We start from the raw sequence: 16,685 nt of genomic DNA, 5'->3' as shown, positions 1-16,685 counted from the left end.
ACCACGCCCGGCGGTGTCGCCGCCCAAGAGCCGCGCCCACCTGATTGCCGCGCTGTCGACGGTGCCGTCGCCGTCCGACGCGGCCTTTCCGCAGGCGGTCCGCGCGGTCATCGAGGCGTACGCGGATCCCGAGCCGCTGCTGCGAGCCGTTCTCGACGATCACGCCGTCCGCACCCGGTCCCGGTTCGTGGCGCTCTACGCGCTCCTGCTGCGGTTGCGACGCGAGGAGCGCCACGCCGAGTACTCCTCGGTCGTCCGGCATCACGAGGATGAGTTCGGATCCGAGCCCTACTTCCACACATTCCGTGCGATCGTGGCCCGGGCCAAGGGTGACCTCGCCTCGCTGCGTAGCTCCGTCGAATTCTCGCGGCAGGCCGTCGCCGCGATGCCGAACGTGGCGGCGGTGGTTCATCAGTTGGCGGCGTTCTGGGTCGAATACCTCGAACGGTTGGAGGACCCCGGCCCCGCGCGGGACCTCGACGAGGTGGAACGACACGTCGACCGGGCAATCACCCTCACCCAGGGTCGTGCCGCCCACTACTACGAGACCAAGGGGCGGGTGCTGGCACTGCGGGGTGAGTTCGAGGCCGCCCGGGCTGCCGTGGCGCAGGCAATCGAACTTGAACCGCGTACCTCCCGTGACCACCCGCGGCGGTTGACCCAGTACCAGTCGAGCCGCATCCGGATCGATCTCATGCAGGAGCGCGCACGATGGGCTCAGGCCCACGCCCGCTTCCGCACCGAGTTGACCGAGTTCAAAGGCCAGCAGCTGCAACTGCTGGGTCTGCTGGCGGCCGTGGTGGCGTTCATCGCCACCGCCAGCAACATCGCCAGCCAGAGCGCCGGCGTCGAGGGCCTCCGCCTCATGCTCGTGGCGTCCGGCGCAATCGCAGTCGTTTTCGGTACGTTCTCTCTCGTCAACAACAGCCGCATTCGCCGGGTGATCGCAGCGGTCGTCATCGGATGCGCCATGATCGGGGCGGGGATGTTCGTGCCGGCCTCGTGGATGTCATGAGAGTTGGACCAGCTATGAAGGTGGCGGAAGCGATATCCACCGCTGGAGGCGCGCGGGTAAACGAGGACCGTGTCGGCCACCGCGGCACCCTCGCCTGGGTCATCGATGGCGCCACCGACCTCTACGACGACACCGTGCTTCCCGCAGACAGTGACGTGCAGTGGCTTGTCGACCGCGTTGGTGAGCGCTTGACTCAGGCCGGCGCTGACGATTACCGGGACTGCGCCGCCGCACTGCTGACGTCGATCGCCGCAGACGTGGCCGACGAACAGGCGACCCTGGCATTCCCCGCCAGCAGGGTGCCGCCCGCCTGCTCGATAGCGGTCTGCGTCGACCAGGGCACCAGCTACGACCTCGCCCGCATCGGCGACGCCACCGCCGTGGTCGACGGCGATCGGCCGGTGGTGCTGTCGACCGGTTACTTCGACCGACGGGAAGCTGCGGCAGTGGCGACGAATGAGGGCGACGCGGGCCGGATCGTCGCGGCGATGCACCGACGCCGGCTGTACACGATGACCTCCGGTGATGTCGAATCGGTCTTCTCCGGGCACCCGCACCGCCAGCTTCGCCCGCACACCGTCTGCGGTGAATGGACAGGCATCGACTGCATCCTGCTGTGTACGGACGGCTTCGCCCGTCTTGTCACCGACTACGGGCTGTATCGCTCGTGGGCCGAGGTGATCAGGGACGCGAACGATCGAGGGCTGCACTATCTGGAGAAACTGATCCGGGACGCAGAAAGCCAGCCCGGCAATGGCAGTGGCCGGTTCAAGCGGGCCGATGACGTCGCGGCGCTCCTGCTGACCCCGAACTGACGCCACGTCCACGGAAGGACCACGTGTATGACCGAGCGACCGCCGTACCTGGTGGAGAGAAATCCGGGGTACTTCGAGTACCAGCTGCCGATCTCGGTCAAGCTCGTGATCGATCACCACGGTCGAGTGCCGCTACTGCGCAACGAGCGTGACGAGTGGGAGTTGCCCGGCGGCAAGCTCGAGGTGGGTGAGACTCCCGAGGACGGCGTCTGCCGGGAAGTCGCCGAAGAGCTCGGATTGACCATCACCGAGGTCGACATCATCGACTCCTGGGTCTACGTGATTACCCCGGTCCGGCACGTGTTCATCGTGAGCTTCGGGGCCACCTACGTCGGCGACGAGCAACTCGTCTACTCCTCCGAGCACAAGGAACTCGGCGTGTTCACATACGACGAGGTGCCTCGGCTGCACATGCCCGAGCCCTACAAGCGGACCATCCAGCGATGGCGCGAGCGCCAGCTGTCGTAGCGGGCCGGTCTGGGCGGATTTGCCGCTTGAGTACTGGTGTTGCCAATGGATCGGGAAAGGTGCGACGGCCTCCAAGCGCACGCGAACAGGAACATCGCAGCAAATCATCCACATCGGACGCTTCTACTGCGGAAGGTGTAGACACCTCTGTTCGATCGGTTGACATCGTTTGCAGCCGGGCGGTAGCAGTATGTACACGGCTCGCGCCCGCATCGTTGAACTGCATCGCCGTGCCGGCCCCGGGGGAGAACAGTTGAAGGCGAATGAGACGACCGTCCGTAACCTGCTGCAGGGCGAGAAGCAGTACGTCGTTCCCCTCTACCAGCGCCGCTACAGCTGGAAGCGTCGAGACCTTGCGCAGGTGTGGGCCGATGTGATGCGGGTGACGGAGGTGGGCGACAACACCACGCACTTCCTCGGCTCGGTAGTGCTGGCGCCCAGTCCGGCCAATACGCCAACCGGCGTGCAGAGTTGGCTGGTGGTGGATGGCCAGCAGCGGCTGACTACCTTGAGTATCCTCCTGTGCGCGATTCGCGATCACGTCTATGAGTCGGATGCGCAACTGGCCGCCAAGATCGACGATATGTATCTGTTCAACAAGTACGCGTCGGGAATGGAGCGGTACACGCTGCTGCCCACCAAGGCAGACCGAGCGGCCTGGCTGGCGCTTGTGGAACGGGATCCGGGTGCTGGCGGTGAAGACCGCATCGGAGAGGCATATCGCTTCTTTCGAGCTGCGCTCGTGCAAGCCGATGACCCAGACGACGACCATGATCTCATCCGGATCGAGCAGGCGGTGGCGGCACGGCTGAGTTTGGTGGAGATCGCCGCGCATCCGGATGACAACGTCCACCGGATCTTCGAGTCTCTTAACTACACCGGCCAGCCGCTCACCCAGGCGGACCTGCTGCGGAACTACCTATTTATGCGCCTGCCTGCTCGTGGTGATCACGTCTACGAACGGCACTGGCTGCCGCTTCAGGAACTGCTCACCGACAAGCAGCTTGAAGACCTGGTCTGGTTGGATCTCGTGCTCCGTGGTGACGATCGTGCCACTCAGGAGGCGATCTACCAGTCTCAGCAGCAGCGACTCGGCCAACTGTCCGGCGAGAGTGCGATCGAAGAGTGGATCATTGACCTCCATCACAAGGCTCGATTGCTCCGTATGATTTTGGTGCCGAGCGAGGTGAGTGATCCAATCCTGCGGCGCGCGTTGGACCGACTTGACCGCTGGGGCGCGGCGGTAGTTCACCCCATCGCACTTCATGTCCTCCTGGCACATGAGGCCGGTCGCCTCAGCTCCACCGAGACAGCTGATGCATTGCGTGTCGTTGAGAGCTACCTTGTCCGTCGCATGATCGCCGGCATCGCAAGCGCCAACACCAATCGGGTCCTGATGTCACTTGTCAAGGATCTGGGCGAGCAGCTCCCGTCGGCCAAGGCGATTACTCGAGCGCTTTCCGGGGTGAGGAAGAAGTTCCCCACCGACCAGTACATCCGGGAGGCCGTGTTGGTTAACAGCTTTTACTGGCTGGGTCGGGGCCCGCAGCGCAGCTACGTGCTGCGCTGTATCGAGGAGGACCTCGAGCACAAGGAACCCATCAACTTCGACACCGCGAAGGTCACTATCGAACACGTGCTGCCGCAGTCTCTAACGGACGACTGGCGGGAGATGCTTCACCCCGACCTGGAGAACGACGAGACTGTCGAGGAGCTGCACAGCTCCCTGGTGCACACCCTTGGAAATCTCAGCCTGACCGCCTACAACCCCAAGCTGGCTAACGACAACTTCGAGGCGAAGAAGAAGATTCTCCGTGACAGTGGCTTGGCGATGAACCGTGAAATCGCTGATGCGCCGCGCTGGGGTCGCGCGGAGATCCTTGCGCGTGGCCGAGCCCTCGCCGACCGGATCCTCGCCATCTGGCCGGGGCCCGACGAATCAGCCGCGGCCACCCCGCCCAGCCCTCGCTGGTCACTGATGAACCAGGCGCTCGCCAGTATTCCGGCTGGTCGCTGGACCAGTTATTCGGACATTGCGGAGGTCGTGGGCGTGTTCCATCGTGCCGTCGCCGGCCGACTTGCCAGCGTCCAGGTCCCGAACGCCCACCGGGTGCTGAAGATCGACGGCGCGATCTCCGCTGACTTCCGCTGGCCCGACCCGCAACGCCGTGACGATCCAAAGGTCGTCTTGGAAGCTGAAGGTGTGCGCTTCGACCATGCCGGCCGCGCGGCAGCGGATCAACGGATGACCGCCAGCGAATTAGCGCGAGAGGTTGGCCTAGACACCAGCGACGACAGGGACGAGGAGAACCGAGCCTGAAGTCGCGCGGAATGGCGTGCTCTCTCACGACCGACGGTTAGACGCAACTCGCTGTCGTCCCGCCGCCGGACTTGGGCCGCGATTGCTAATCACTTCCGTGGGTCGGCGAGCTGGTCGTTCCTGATGCGGTCAGCCTGTGCCGTCTCATGGCTGGCGAGCTCGTCCGGTCTCGGCGCGCTGGGTGCGAGTGCTCAGGACGCCGAACGTTGCTCCGCCCCCGGGAAGGGCATCCAGTGAGCCAAAGAATCCCGAGACGGATTCAGTAGCCATCGCTGACAGTGAATATTACGAAGGAGATGTTTAAGCGCCCTCAGCCGAGGTCGTGTTCCTCCAGGCCGGTGTTGAGGACCCAGGCGAGCGGCAGGGTCGCGCGGGCGACGTACTCACCGCCGTTCAGGCGGTGCAGGGTGACGGTCTGCGCCGTATCTCGGTCGACTACCCAGTACTGGGGGATGCCTGCCGCGGCGTATTCATTGCGCTTTATCACCGTGTCGACGCCCTCGGAGCCGGGCGAGACGATCTCGATCACGAGGAGCACGTCGGCGACCGGCAGCCAGACGCCGTCTGCCTGAGCCTTGCTCCACACGACCAGGTCCGGGATGCGTCCACCAACGCCGCCGTCCCGACCGGGGATGCGGAGCCCGACCGCCTGGGCGACCCTGTCCCCCGGGACACCGCCCTGGGCGAGCCACACTAGGAGCCGGCTCGCGATGATCGCGTGGGCATATCCCGGCGGTGGCAGAATCGAGACGACTCCCTCGGGGCTGATCTCATACCCGTGGTTCTCGTCTTCGGCCATCATCGCGGTGAGGTCATCGAGCGTCACGACAGGGGGCATGTACCTGCCAACCGCCTCTGAGCCCATTTGCGCATCCTACCGGCTCTGCAGGCCAGCATCCTGCTGCGGCGAGCGACCGTTCGCCGCTACGGAGGGTGTCGCTAGGCCGACTCGCTGTCTGATCATGCCTTGTCGGTCGACCCTGCGCTGGTAGAGGGTGCAGTAGCATTCGGCAGTGATCCGCTCATGAGGCCGACCATCGCCGCCGACACCCTGCGTCGGACCCTCACCCAGTACCTGACCACCACCTTCGGTCTGACCGAGGACGGCGTCCGCCACGGCCTGGAGGGCTTCCTCTCCCACCCGGAGCAGGGCATCTTCCGCGGCCCGTACCTGCGGATTCGCACCCCCTTCCGCCCGGCGGAAGGGGATTGGCGGGCGCACCTGGACTGGGCACCGACCTCCTTCACCCCCTACCTGCACCAGGCGAACGCGTTCGCCCGGTTGTCGACGAAGGGCAAGGCGGCCGAGCCGACCCTGATCACCACCGGCACCGGCTCGGGCAAGACCGAGTCGTTCCTGATCCCGGTGCTGGACCACTGCCGGCGGCAGAAGCAGCAGGGCAGAACCGGGATCAAGGCGATCCTGCTCTACCCGATGAACGCCCTGGCGACCGACCAGACCCAGCGCATCAATGAGCTGCTCGCCGACCCGGCGCTCAGCCAGGTCACCGCCGGTCTCTACATCGGCGACGTCGCCGCCATCGAGTACGCGCACGTGTTCACCAAGCGCTCGGAGATGCGCCGCACCCCGCCGGACATCTTGATCACCAACTACAAGATGTTGGACCTGCTGCTCCAGCGCGCCGACGACCTGCCGCTCTGGGAGGGCGCCGAGCCGGCGTATGTAGTGCTCGACGAGTTCCACACCTACGACGGCGCGCAGGGCACCGACGTGGCGATGCTGCTGCGTCGGCTCGCCGCCGCGCTCGACCTCGACGAGCCGGAGCGGCCACTCGGGCCGATCTGCCCCGTCGCCACCTCCGCCACGCTCGGTGAGGGCGGCGGCCGCGACGGTCGTACCGCGATCCGTGAGGTCGCCGAGCAGGTCTTCGGCGTCGCCTTCGACGCCGACTCGCTGGTGGGGGAGGACCGCTACGAGGCCGGCGAGTTCGTCGCCCGCCAGGACTTCAGCCTGCCGCTGCCCAGTCCGGAGCAGCTTGCCGCGGTCGACGACCGCAACCCTGAGCTGATGATGGCCGAGGTCGCCGAGCTGGTCGTCGGCGAGCGCTGCCTCGATGACCCGACCCGCCTCGGCGAGCTGCTGCGCCAGCACCCGTTGACGAAGGCGGTGCTCGACTCGCTCCAGGCGCGCCCGTGCACCCTCGACGAGATCATTGACGTGCTGCCGCGCAAGAACGCCACCGGCTGGGGCAGCGTGATGAAGACGCCGCCTGAGATCACCGCCAGGGCCCTCACCCGGTTCGTCGGTCTGCTCTCGGTCGCGCAGAACCCGGATGCTCCCGGCCGCCCGCTGCTCAACATCGAGACCCACCTGTGGGTACGCGCCGTCTCCCGCCTGCTGCGCGGCACCTCGCACCAGGCTGCCTTCGGCTGGTACGGCGAAGCGCCGCGCGAGCTGGACCCGTACGCCACCGACGCGGACGTGGTCGTTGCCGACAACCGCTACCCCCGGTTGCCGGCGATCTACTGCCGGCACTGCGGCCGCTCCGGCTGGATGGCGCTGTCGCCGGAGAAGGACCCGCAGGAGCTGGAGACCGACCCGGACAAGATCTACCGGGCCAGCGTCGGTCGGGACAAGCGTCGGGTCCGCGCGCTGATCGCCGCGACCGAGGACGAGGTACGCCAGCGCTCCCGGGGGCTGCTGGTCCTGGAGTACGGCCGTCGGGTGCGCCCCTTCGACGAGCAGCGCGACCGGGAGCCCACCGACGACGCGATCGTCGTGCTCGGCGACGTTCTCGACATCGACGGCGCCGAGAAGGATCGCTGCCCCTCCTGCGAGCTGGACCACGGCATCCGCTTCCTCGGCGCCGGCCTGGCCACCCTCGCCTCGGTGGCGATCACCCAACTCTTCACCGGCGGTGAGCTCGACGAGGCCGAGAAGAAGACGCTGCTGTTCAACGACTCGGTCCAGGACGCCGCCCACCGGGCCGGTTTCGTCGCCAACCGGTCCTACTCGTTCTCCCTGCGCTCCCTGCTCGCCGGCCGGCTGACCGCCGGTGAGTCGATCGGGCTCGACGACCTCTTCGTCAAAATGATTGAGGAGGCAGCCAAGCCGGAGATCCTCTCCACCGTCGTACCGCCGGACCTGCACGACCAGCCCGGTGTCGACAGCCTGCTCGCCGGTGAGCACACCGGCAGCCGGGAGACCTGGGAGCTGATCAGCGAACGGCTCGTCTTCGCCACCGTGATGGAGACCGGGCTGCGCTCCCGCCAGGGCCGCACCCTGGAGCTGACCCGCAGCGTCGCCGTCGAGGTCGCCCTCGGCGATCCGGCGCGAGCCGCCGCGATCTGCCGGGACGTGCACCTCACCGGCCCAGGCCAGATCGGCGGGACGCCGCCGGACGAGGCCCGCTACCTCGCCTTCCTGCGGGGTCTGCTGGAACGGCTGCGCACCCGCGGCGCGGTGTACCACGAGTGGCTTGTGCCCTACCTGAAGCGCGGCGGCACCCGATGGCAGGTCTGGGGCGGTCGCCCCGCCGGCATGCCCGCGTTCCCGAGGGGTCTGTCCGCGCCCGCGTTCCTGCTCGCGGCGCCGAAGGCCCGCTCGGAGTTCGACGTGATCACCGCGCGTGGCAACTGGTACCAGGACTGGACGTCGCGCTGCCTCGGCCTCGACCCCGGCGACGCCGCTGGCTACCTCAGCCGGCTGCTGCCGGCCCTCGCTGCCGCCGACGTGGTCGCCGTCGGCGACACCGACGACGGCAACACGGTGTACGGGCTGATGCCCGGTCACCTGCGGGTGACCCGCCTCGACGACGTGGCCGCCGCGGCGGCCGGGGTCGGCTGCGACACCTGCCACTGGCAGCAGACCGAGCACCCCGACCGGGTGGCCGACTGGGTCGGTCAGCCCTGCCGGCAGTACCGCTGCCGAGGTCGGCTCCAGGCCGCCCAGGACGACACCGCCGCCGACGACTACTACCGGCGGCTCTACCTGGACAGCCCGGTCTTTCGAGTGGTCACCGGCGAACACACCGGCATGCTCACCCGGGCCCAGCGCGAAACCGTGGAGAAGCAGTTCCGCGACGGCGAGCGCTACACCGACCCGAACGTGCTCTCCTGCACACCCACCCTGGAGATGGGCATCGACATCGGCGCCCTCTCGGCGGTGGTGCTGGCGTCCCTGCCGCACGGCCCGGCCAACTACGTGCAGCGGGCCGGCCGTGCCGGCCGCAAGAGCGGCAACGCACTGGTGCTGACCCTGGTCGGGAGGACCGAACGGGACCGCTACTACCTGGCCGATCCGCGCGACATGATCGCCGGTCAGATCGTTCCCCCCGGCTGTTTCCTCTCCGCCGTGGAGATCCTGCGCCGTCAGTACCTCGCCCACCTGATCGACCTGGCCGCTCGCGGCCGCCTCGCCGGAGTGCTGCCGATGCCACGGCGGGCGCACGTGCTGTTCGGTGCGAGCGGTTGGCTGACCGGCCTCGCCGAAGCGGGCCGTCGCGACGGCGCCCGGCTGGTGGAGGACTTTCTGATCCTCTTCGGCGACAAGGTCCTGCGGGCCGCCGCCGACCAGCTGCGTGAGTTCGCGGTGGACGGCATCGTCCACCGGGTCAAGGAAGCCGACGAGATTTGGGAAGCCCGGCTGGCCGACCTGCGTCGCCGACTCCAGGAACTCGCCACCGCCCGCGGCACGCTGGTGCCCAGCGACCCCGACCACGCGCGCGAGATCAAAATGTTGAAGGCCGAGGAGGGCGCGGTCCGTCGCCGGCTGCGGGAGGTCAGCGCGGCCGCCGCGCACGGCACCCTCGTCGAGTTCGGCCTGCTGCCGAACTACGCGCTCATCGACACGCGTACCGACCTGGAAGCCACCCTGACCTGGGAGGACAAGACCGACGGCGACCGCCGGTTCCACAGCGAGCTGCGCGAGTACGCCCGCCCCGCCCGTCAGGCGCTGGTTGAGATCGCCCCCGGCAACAGCTACTACGTGCGGGGCTACAAACATGAGATCTCGGGGCTCGACGTCGGCCCCGCGGACCGTCCGGCCTACGAGCAGTGGCGTGTCTGCGCCCAGTGCGGCTACGTGCGCACCCACCTGGCCAAGGAGGACACCAGCCCGTGCCCGCGCTGTGCGGATCCGGGCATCGCCGATCACGGGCGGCTGTTCCACGTCCTGCAACCGACTCGGGTGCTCAGCCGCGACAAGCGCGACGACGCCCGCATCCGCGACGACAGCGACGACCGGGACCGGCGCTTCTACGCCACCACCATCGCGGTCGACATCGACCCGGCCAAGGTCGATTCCTCGTGGCGGCATGCGCACGACACCTTCGGCGTCGACTACAGCCGGCACGCGATGATCCGCCACTTCAACCTCGGCGCCCAGCGCTACGACCGGGCAGCGGAGCTCTTCGCCGGCGACGAGGTGCGCATCAACCGGTTCCACACCTGCACCTCCTGCGGTGGGACCACCGTCGACGGCGCGCCCGCGATGAGCCAACACCTCGCCGCGCAGGCCTCCGGTTCGACCGTCGTGCAGGGCGCCGAGCACCACCGCCCCTGGTGCCCGTACCGCCGCTCACCGGCCGCGCCGGACACCCACGTGGACCTGATCCTGGCCCACGAGTTGCAGACCGAGGCGCTGCGCATCCTCATCCCCGCGGCGACCGCCGTCGTGCAGGAGCGCGTCGTGTCGTTCGCCGCCGCCATCCGTCTCGGTATCGCCGCCCAGTACGGCGGCGATCCCGCGCACCTGCAGGTCGAGTCGGCCACCATGCCGGACGGGCAGAGCGACGGGACGCGCAACTTCGTGGTCGTCTTCGACACCCAGCCGCAGGGCACCGGCTATCTGCACCGCCTCGCCAAGCCCGAGGAGTTCCGCGCGATCCTGGAGCTGGCCCGGCAGCGGATCGCCGACTGCGTCTGCCGACACGAAGGCAGGGCGGTGTGCCACCGCTGTCTCTTGCGCTACGCCAGCAACGAGCACTTCGCCCTGATGAGCCGTGATGAGGCGCTGGGCATGCTGGACAAGCTCCTCGACAGCTGGGACGTCGAGGAGGGCACCCGAACGGACGAGATCTCGCTGATCCACCAGGTGGAGAGCGAGCTGGAGATGCGGTTCCTCACCAAGCTCCTCGCACTCGGCGAGACACCCGACTCGGGCCTGCGCATCGACCGCCGCACCGACCACGACGGCGCCCGGATCGCCGACCTGAGGTTCATCCGCGACAACGGTCAGAGCATCACCCACTGGCAGATGAAGCTGCAGAACACCGTTCGCGGCACGCGCCCCGACGTCCACTTCAGGCGCCTCGACGCGCCATCGCCCGAGGTGGCCGTCTACCTCGACGGCTTCAAATACCACGCCTCCTCCCAGTACAACCGGCTCGCGGACGACGCGGAGAAGCGCGCCCGACTGCGCGCGCACGGCTACCTCGTCTTCGCCGCCACCTGGGACGACGTCAAAACCTGGGGCAGCACCGACGGGCAGGGACGGTGGACCCCGTACGGCGGCGTCAGCAGGCAGGCCGCCCGGGAGAACTACCGCACGTTCCTTCCCGGCGCCGACCCGGACGAGCTCGAGGCGACCGTGTGGGTCAACCCGATCGAGCAGTTGATGCGCTTCCTGGCAGACCCCGATCTGACCCGATGGCAGCGACGGGCCGAAGCGACCCTGGCGGGCCTGCTCAAGCAGGCCCGGGACAACACGGCCACCGACTCCGGCGGCGTGGCGCAGCGGCTGTTGGCCGCACTGCGCGGAGAGCCGCTTCCCGAGCCGAACGCCCGCCACATCATGATCGCGCGGGCCCGGGACAACGCCGACTGCCCGCTGACCGTCGTCGTCGACGGGCGCAGCAAGCCCCTGCCGACGTGGTCGGCGCTGGCCGTCCTCGACGACCTACCGGCCGCCGTGGCTGGGGCAGGCCACAAGGACCGCTGGGCCGCGTGGCTGGCCTGGGGCAACGTCATCCAGTTCCTCGGCTGTGGCGGCGGTGACGCCGGCCAACTCGCCGTCTCCACCCTCGATGTCTTCGAACCGGCCTCGATGGCGGTCACCGAAGGCACCGGGCTCGTGCTCGCCCAGCGTGCGCTGCCACTGGACGAGGAGACGGCAACGTGGCTCGGCGTCGCGGCGCAGCCGGTGAGCGCCGAACCCGAAACCCTCGCCGAGGAATCACCGTGGCGGGACATTCTGCGCTACCTGGACCCGGACGAGAACACCCTGGAACAGCTGGTCCAGCAGCTGGCCCGGCAGGACGTGCCCGCACCGGTCGTCGGCTACGAGCTGGGTGATCAGGGCTGGCAGGCCGAACTGGCCTGGCCCGAGCGACGGATCGCCATCGTGCTCACCGGCCCCTCCGACGACCCGGAGACCGAAGACCGCGACAGGGCGTACGCGCAGGCGGGCTGGCACGCCCGTACCGCTCGGGAATGGTCGGCTGACGAGTTGGCGGCCAGAATCAAGGCGACGAGCGGGGGAGAACGTCGATGAGCACCGGAGCAACAACCCTGCGGATGCTGGCCCGCGCCGACAAGGAGGTCATGAAGCTCAGCCGCGCCGACATCGGTGCGGTCTACGAGTTCATGCACAAGTTCCGGCAGAACCCGGACAACCCCGGGCTCAACCTGAAGGCGCTCAACAGCGACTCCCGGCTCATGTCCGCCCGGGTCAACAAGGACTACCGCGCCCTGCTGCTGCACATCACCGGCGGCGACTACCTGCTCGTCGCAGTCAAGCACCGCGGTGAGGTGTATGACGACCTCACCCGGTACGCGTACCGCATCAACCGGGTCACCGGCGGCATCGAGGTCATCGACATGGCGCCCGTCGGCGACAGCATCATCGGCCGGGTTATACCGCCGGATGTCGAGCCGGAGCCCGCGCAGAAGCCGCTGTTCCAGGCGTACACCGACGCCCAACTGCTGGAGCTCGGCGTCTCCGAGCCGTTGCTGCCGCAGATCCGGGACCTGACCACCGAGGTCGAGCTGCTGGAACTGCTCGACCGGGCACCGCAGCTCACCACCGACGTGCTCTTCGCGCTCTTCGACGGCACCCCGTACGACGACGTGCTCCGGCAGGTCACCGACCCGGTCCGCGCCGACGACCCGGTCGATCTCGAGGACTTCGAGGCCGCCGTCGAGCGGCCCGCCACCCAGGTGACCTCCGACGACGAGGCCCTGCAGGCGATGCTCGGCGAAGCCTTCGAGCGGTGGCAGATCTTCCTGCACCCCACCCAGCGCAAGCTGGTCGAGCGCCGTTACAACGGACCGGCCCGGGTCGGTGGCGGACCGGGCACCGGCAAGACCATTGTCGCCCTGCACCGGGTGGCGCACCTTGCCCGGCAGTTGCCGCCGGGGGTGGACAAGCCGATCCTGCTCACCACCTTCAACCGGAACCTCGCCGCTGATCTCCGCACCCGACTGATGGCACTCGGTGGGCAGGACCTGGTGGCCCGCGTCGACATCGTGAACATCGACCGGCTGGCCAGCAGGGTGGTGGCCGAGGCGAAGGCGGGCGGCAGCCGGCGCGTCGTCGATGACAGCCGCGTCGCTGAGCTGTGGGACGAGTTCCTCATCGAGACGGGGGAGACCGCCTGGGAGGCGGAGTTCCTCGCCGCCGAGTGGAACCAGGTGATTCTCGGCCAGGTGCTCAACTCGCGGACGGAGTACTTCAAGGCCCGTCGCCCCAACCGCGGCCGCAGTCTCACCCGGATCGAGCGAGACCAGATCTGGCAGCTGACCGAACGCTTCACCACCTGGCTGGACAACCGCGGCGTCTGGACCTGGCGCCAGGTGGCACAACGCGCCGCCCGTCTGGAGATGGACCGCACGGCGCACAGCTCCGACGTCGCCGGAGAGTCGTCCGGCGGGTTCTACCGGCCGCGCTACCGCCACGTGGTGGTCGACGAGGCGCAGGACCTGAGCGCCGCCCACTGGAAGATGCTGCGCGCCATGGTCGCCCCGGGCCCGGACGACATGTTCCTCACCGGCGACACCCACCAGCGCATCTACGACAACCACGTCACGTTGAGCAGCCTCGGCGTCAACATCCGCGGTCGGTCCTCGCGGCTCACGCTGAGCTACCGCACCACCCGGCAGATCCTCGCGGATGCCTTGCAGATCATGACCGGGGAGGTGTACGACGACCTCGACGGCGGCGAGGAAGACCTGGCCGGCTACCGGTCGCTGCTGCGCGGCGGTCACCCGGTCTTCCACGGCGCGGCGACGTGGGCGCAGGAGCGGGACCTGATCGTCGATCAGTTGCACCGTTGGGGTAACCCGACCGACGGGTCGGTGGCCATCTGCGTGCCGACAAAGGACCTGGCTGCGGACGTCATCAGCCGGCTGGAGGCCGACGGGTTGTCGGTGGTGGAGATCGGCCCGGACGGCCCGAAGCGACCTGACGGCGTCCACGTCGGCACGATGCACCGGTTCAAGGGGCTTGAGTACCAGCGCATGATCATCGCCGGAGTCAGTGACGGCCTGGTGCCGCGACAGATGATCAGCCGGTACCGAGACACCGACCCCAAGCGGTACCAGCGCGAGCGCCAGCGGGACCGCTCCCTGCTCTTCGTCGCGGCCACCCGTGCACGCGACGAACTTGCGGTCTTCTGGCACGGCACGCCCAGCCCCTTCCTGACCGGGCGCCTCGTACAGCGACAGCTAGCCTGAGTGCCGGCCCCTGCTCAGCAGGGGTCAGCGTGTGACCGGGGGAGGCTGTAGGTGCAGGCGCGGGATCGTATCGGCGACAGGTACGAGCTGACGTACCCGATCGGCCGCGGAGGGATGGGGCAGGTCTGGGCCGGCTACGACGAGCGGCTCGACAGGCCCGTCGCGGTCAAGTTTCTCCGGCATCGGGAGGTGCCGGAGAACGAGCGAGAGGTCGCGGTCAAACGTTTCCGGCGCGAGGCCCGGCTGACCGCGGGGCTCGAGCACCCTGGTGTGCCAGCCGTGCATGACCTGGGTGAGCACGGCGACGACCTCTACATCGTCATGCAGCTCGTCAGGGGATATCCGTTGGCCGACCTCATCGCCGAGCAGGAGCAACTGACCGTCGGGGAAGCCGTCTCGATCGCCACACAGGTCTGCTCCGTGCTCGCCGCGGCGCACGCCACCTCGCTGGTGCACCGTGACCTCAAGCCACAGAACATCATGATCACGCCATCGGGATCGGTGAAGGTTCTCGACTTCGGTGTCGCCGCGCTGCTCGGTCCAGCCGAGCAGTCCCGTCTCACCGCCACGGGGCATACGTTGGGCACGCCCGCCTACATCGCGCCGGAGCAAGCCTCCGGCGCCGCCACCGGGCCCGCGGCAGACCTCTACGCCCTCGGCTGCATCCTCTTCGAGATGCTCACCGGCAAGCCACCGTACGAGGCCAGGAACGCGCCCGACATGCTCCGCCAGCACATGCACTCACCGATCCCCATCCTTACCGAGTACCGCCCCGACGTCCCCGACGACCTCGGACACCTGATCTTCTGCCTGCTCGGTAAGCAGCCGTCGGACCGGCCGGAAACCGCCGAAAGGGTCGCGCACCTGCTCGCGCCGTTCCGGCACGATGAGCGCACGACACCGGCCCGGGGAATCGGCGGAACCGAGGGACGGTCGCAAACCTCACCGCCCCAGCCGCCCCTCCACCGCTCGGATCGCGACCTCGCCGAACTGCACCAGTACGCGCAGGCGCTCGCCGAGGAGGAGCGCTTCACCCAAGCCATCGAGCTCCTCGAACGACTACTGCCGTCGGCGCCTACGAGCCCAACGGAACACGCCGCGCAGGGTGTGGCGATCCGACTCGACCTGGCGAACCTCCGAATGCTGACGGGAGATTATCGGGCCGCCCGGGACGACTTCACCGAGCTGGCCCGGTTGCTGCAGCGGTCAGGCGGCGACCAGAGCGTGGTGCAGCACTGCCAGGAGCAGGCTCGGCTCTGCCAGACGGAGCTCGGCGAGTAGCCAGCAGATACGGCGGTACGCCCGGGCTGACCGCCCAGCGGGCCCGCGCCTCACGGCCATGTAAGCCGTGAGGCGCGGGGCTCAGAATGCGGTGTCGCGATCGTCTGCGGTGTGCGGCAGATCGATCAGCCGGACCCGACTGGCGCTGCCCCGGATTTGCCAGACCGGCTCGGCTGGACTGGCGCCGAGTACCGCGCGGAGTTCGACGCTGGTGGTGGCGATGGTCGCCTCGGGTGCGATGGCGGCGAGGCGACGGTGCAGGTTCGCCTCCCGTCGCGCGGACGGTAGGTGGAACAGGACCGGCCAAGCCCAGGTAGTCATCGAGTACAACCGTTCGTACTTGGCGACCTTCTCGACGAGGATGTCGAGGCATTCTCCGCCGGTGTCGTACTCGAGGAAGAACGGCACGGTCCGTCCGTGACCGGTCCAGACGCCGGCCCCGTCGGGGCGAGGAAGTCCTGTTGGCCCGCGCGACATCATCCGTGGGTCGTCCCCGACCCGGTACCACACTCCGGGGCTGTGAAAGGCCGAAGCGGGCTGCCATCGGTCCAGGCTGGTGTGGGGGTGGGTGCGGGCGTGAGCGGCGAGGTCGATGAAGACCTGGTTGCCGCCGAGCAGATGTGGCAGGTCTCGCCGCGATGTCAGGGACTGTTTGCGGCGGCGTGCCTGGTCCCGGCGGGGTGCGGCAAGTCCGCGTTGGGCGTGAACGTGGTGGTAGCCGAGCTGGTCCAGGACGTAGTGGTAGGGGTAGGAGCCGCCGTAGGCCCGGGGGGCTTGACCCCTGATCCTGGACACGGGGGTTATGCGGCCGGGGCCAGCGTAGCTGGCGCTGGCCGGGTGCTCTTCTCGTAGGTGATCGGTGACTGCTGTCCGAGCCGGGAGTGGCGTCGGACGGTGTTGTAGCGGTGCAGCCAACGGAACGCGGTCAGCCGTGCTTCGCGCTCGTCGGTGAAAGCGCGGCGGCCTTGCAGGGTCTCGCGTTTGAAGGTGGCGTTGAACGACTCCGCAGCGGCGTTGTCGGCGGAGCTACCGACCGCGCTCATCGACTGCCGGACTCCGGCGGCCTGGCATTCGGCGGCGAAGGCCCGGGAGGTGTATTGAGCGCCGTGGTCCGTGTGCATGATCGCCCCGTGCAGGCTGCCCCGGGTCCGCT

At 68.4% G+C, this 16,685-nt stretch carries 10 protein-coding genes; 7 read left to right on the top strand and 3 right to left on the bottom strand.

Annotation, left to right across the window (positions count from 1 at the left end):
* Positions 1-13 precede the first annotated feature (13 nt).
* The 4 genes from ACIBTV_RS12120 to ACIBTV_RS12105 all read left to right on the top strand — a co-directional run bounded on the left by ACIBTV_RS12120 (position 14) and on the right by ACIBTV_RS12105 (position 4,618).
* On the top strand, positions 14-1,015 hold the full coding sequence (locus tag ACIBTV_RS12120; protein ID WP_396704044.1) for a hypothetical protein: 1,002 nt from the start codon (positions 14-16) through the stop codon (positions 1,013-1,015).
* 14 nt (positions 1,016-1,029) lie between these two features.
* Entirely contained in the window at positions 1,030-1,830 is an 801-nt protein-coding gene (locus ACIBTV_RS12115; RefSeq protein WP_396704043.1) for a protein phosphatase 2C domain-containing protein, read from the top strand.
* A gap of 27 nt (positions 1,831-1,857) precedes the next feature.
* The gene (locus tag ACIBTV_RS12110; RefSeq protein WP_396704042.1) at positions 1,858-2,298 is read left to right on the top strand and encodes an NUDIX domain-containing protein; all 441 of its coding nucleotides are present in this window, start codon (positions 1,858-1,860) and stop codon (positions 2,296-2,298) included.
* A gap of 253 nt (positions 2,299-2,551) precedes the next feature.
* On the top strand, positions 2,552-4,618 hold the full coding sequence (locus ACIBTV_RS12105; protein WP_396704041.1) for a DUF262 domain-containing protein: 2,067 nt from the start codon (positions 2,552-2,554) through the stop codon (positions 4,616-4,618).
* A gap of 310 nt (positions 4,619-4,928) precedes the next feature.
* On the opposite strand, the gene ACIBTV_RS12100 is transcribed toward ACIBTV_RS12105, so the two are convergent.
* Positions 4,929-5,483 carry a Uma2 family endonuclease gene (locus ACIBTV_RS12100; protein WP_396704040.1) on the bottom strand — a complete coding sequence of 185 codons (555 nt, stop codon included), beginning with the start codon at positions 5,481-5,483 and terminating at the stop codon, positions 4,929-4,931.
* 159 nt (positions 5,484-5,642) lie between these two features.
* On the opposite strand from ACIBTV_RS12100, the gene ACIBTV_RS12095 reads away from it, so the two are divergent.
* The 3 genes from ACIBTV_RS12095 to ACIBTV_RS12085 are packed head-to-tail and all read left to right on the top strand — an operon-like array spanning position 5,643 to position 15,532.
* Complete coding sequence (locus tag ACIBTV_RS12095; protein WP_396704039.1) at positions 5,643-12,071, top strand: DEAD/DEAH box helicase; 6,429 nt, start codon at positions 5,643-5,645, stop codon at positions 12,069-12,071.
* Positions 12,068-14,251 (top strand): UvrD-helicase domain-containing protein, encoded by a 2,184-nt coding sequence (locus ACIBTV_RS12090; protein WP_396704038.1) that lies wholly within the window; start codon positions 12,068-12,070, stop codon positions 14,249-14,251. Before ACIBTV_RS12095 ends, ACIBTV_RS12090 begins: the two co-directional genes overlap by 4 nt.
* A gap of 51 nt (positions 14,252-14,302) precedes the next feature.
* A complete protein-coding gene (locus ACIBTV_RS12085; protein WP_396704037.1) occupies positions 14,303-15,532 on the top strand; it encodes a protein kinase in 1,230 nt (409 codons plus the stop codon).
* Positions 15,533-15,613: 81 nt separating this feature from the next.
* On the opposite strand, the gene ACIBTV_RS12080 is transcribed toward ACIBTV_RS12085, so the two are convergent.
* Both ACIBTV_RS12080 and ACIBTV_RS12075 read right to left on the bottom strand, forming a co-directional pair.
* The gene (locus ACIBTV_RS12080; RefSeq protein ID WP_396704036.1) at positions 15,614-16,327 is read right to left on the bottom strand and encodes a replication-relaxation family protein; all 714 of its coding nucleotides are present in this window, start codon (positions 16,325-16,327) and stop codon (positions 15,614-15,616) included.
* Positions 16,328-16,332: 5 nt separating this feature from the next.
* The coding region (locus ACIBTV_RS12075; RefSeq protein WP_396704035.1) for a transposase at positions 16,333-16,685 on the bottom strand (353 nt) is incomplete at its 5' end.

The sequence above is a fragment of the Micromonospora sp. NPDC049366 genome, from assembly GCF_044466625.1.
GTDB lineage: Bacteria > Actinomycetota > Actinomycetes > Mycobacteriales > Micromonosporaceae > Micromonospora.
This window is presented reverse-complemented; position numbering and strand designations above follow the sequence as displayed.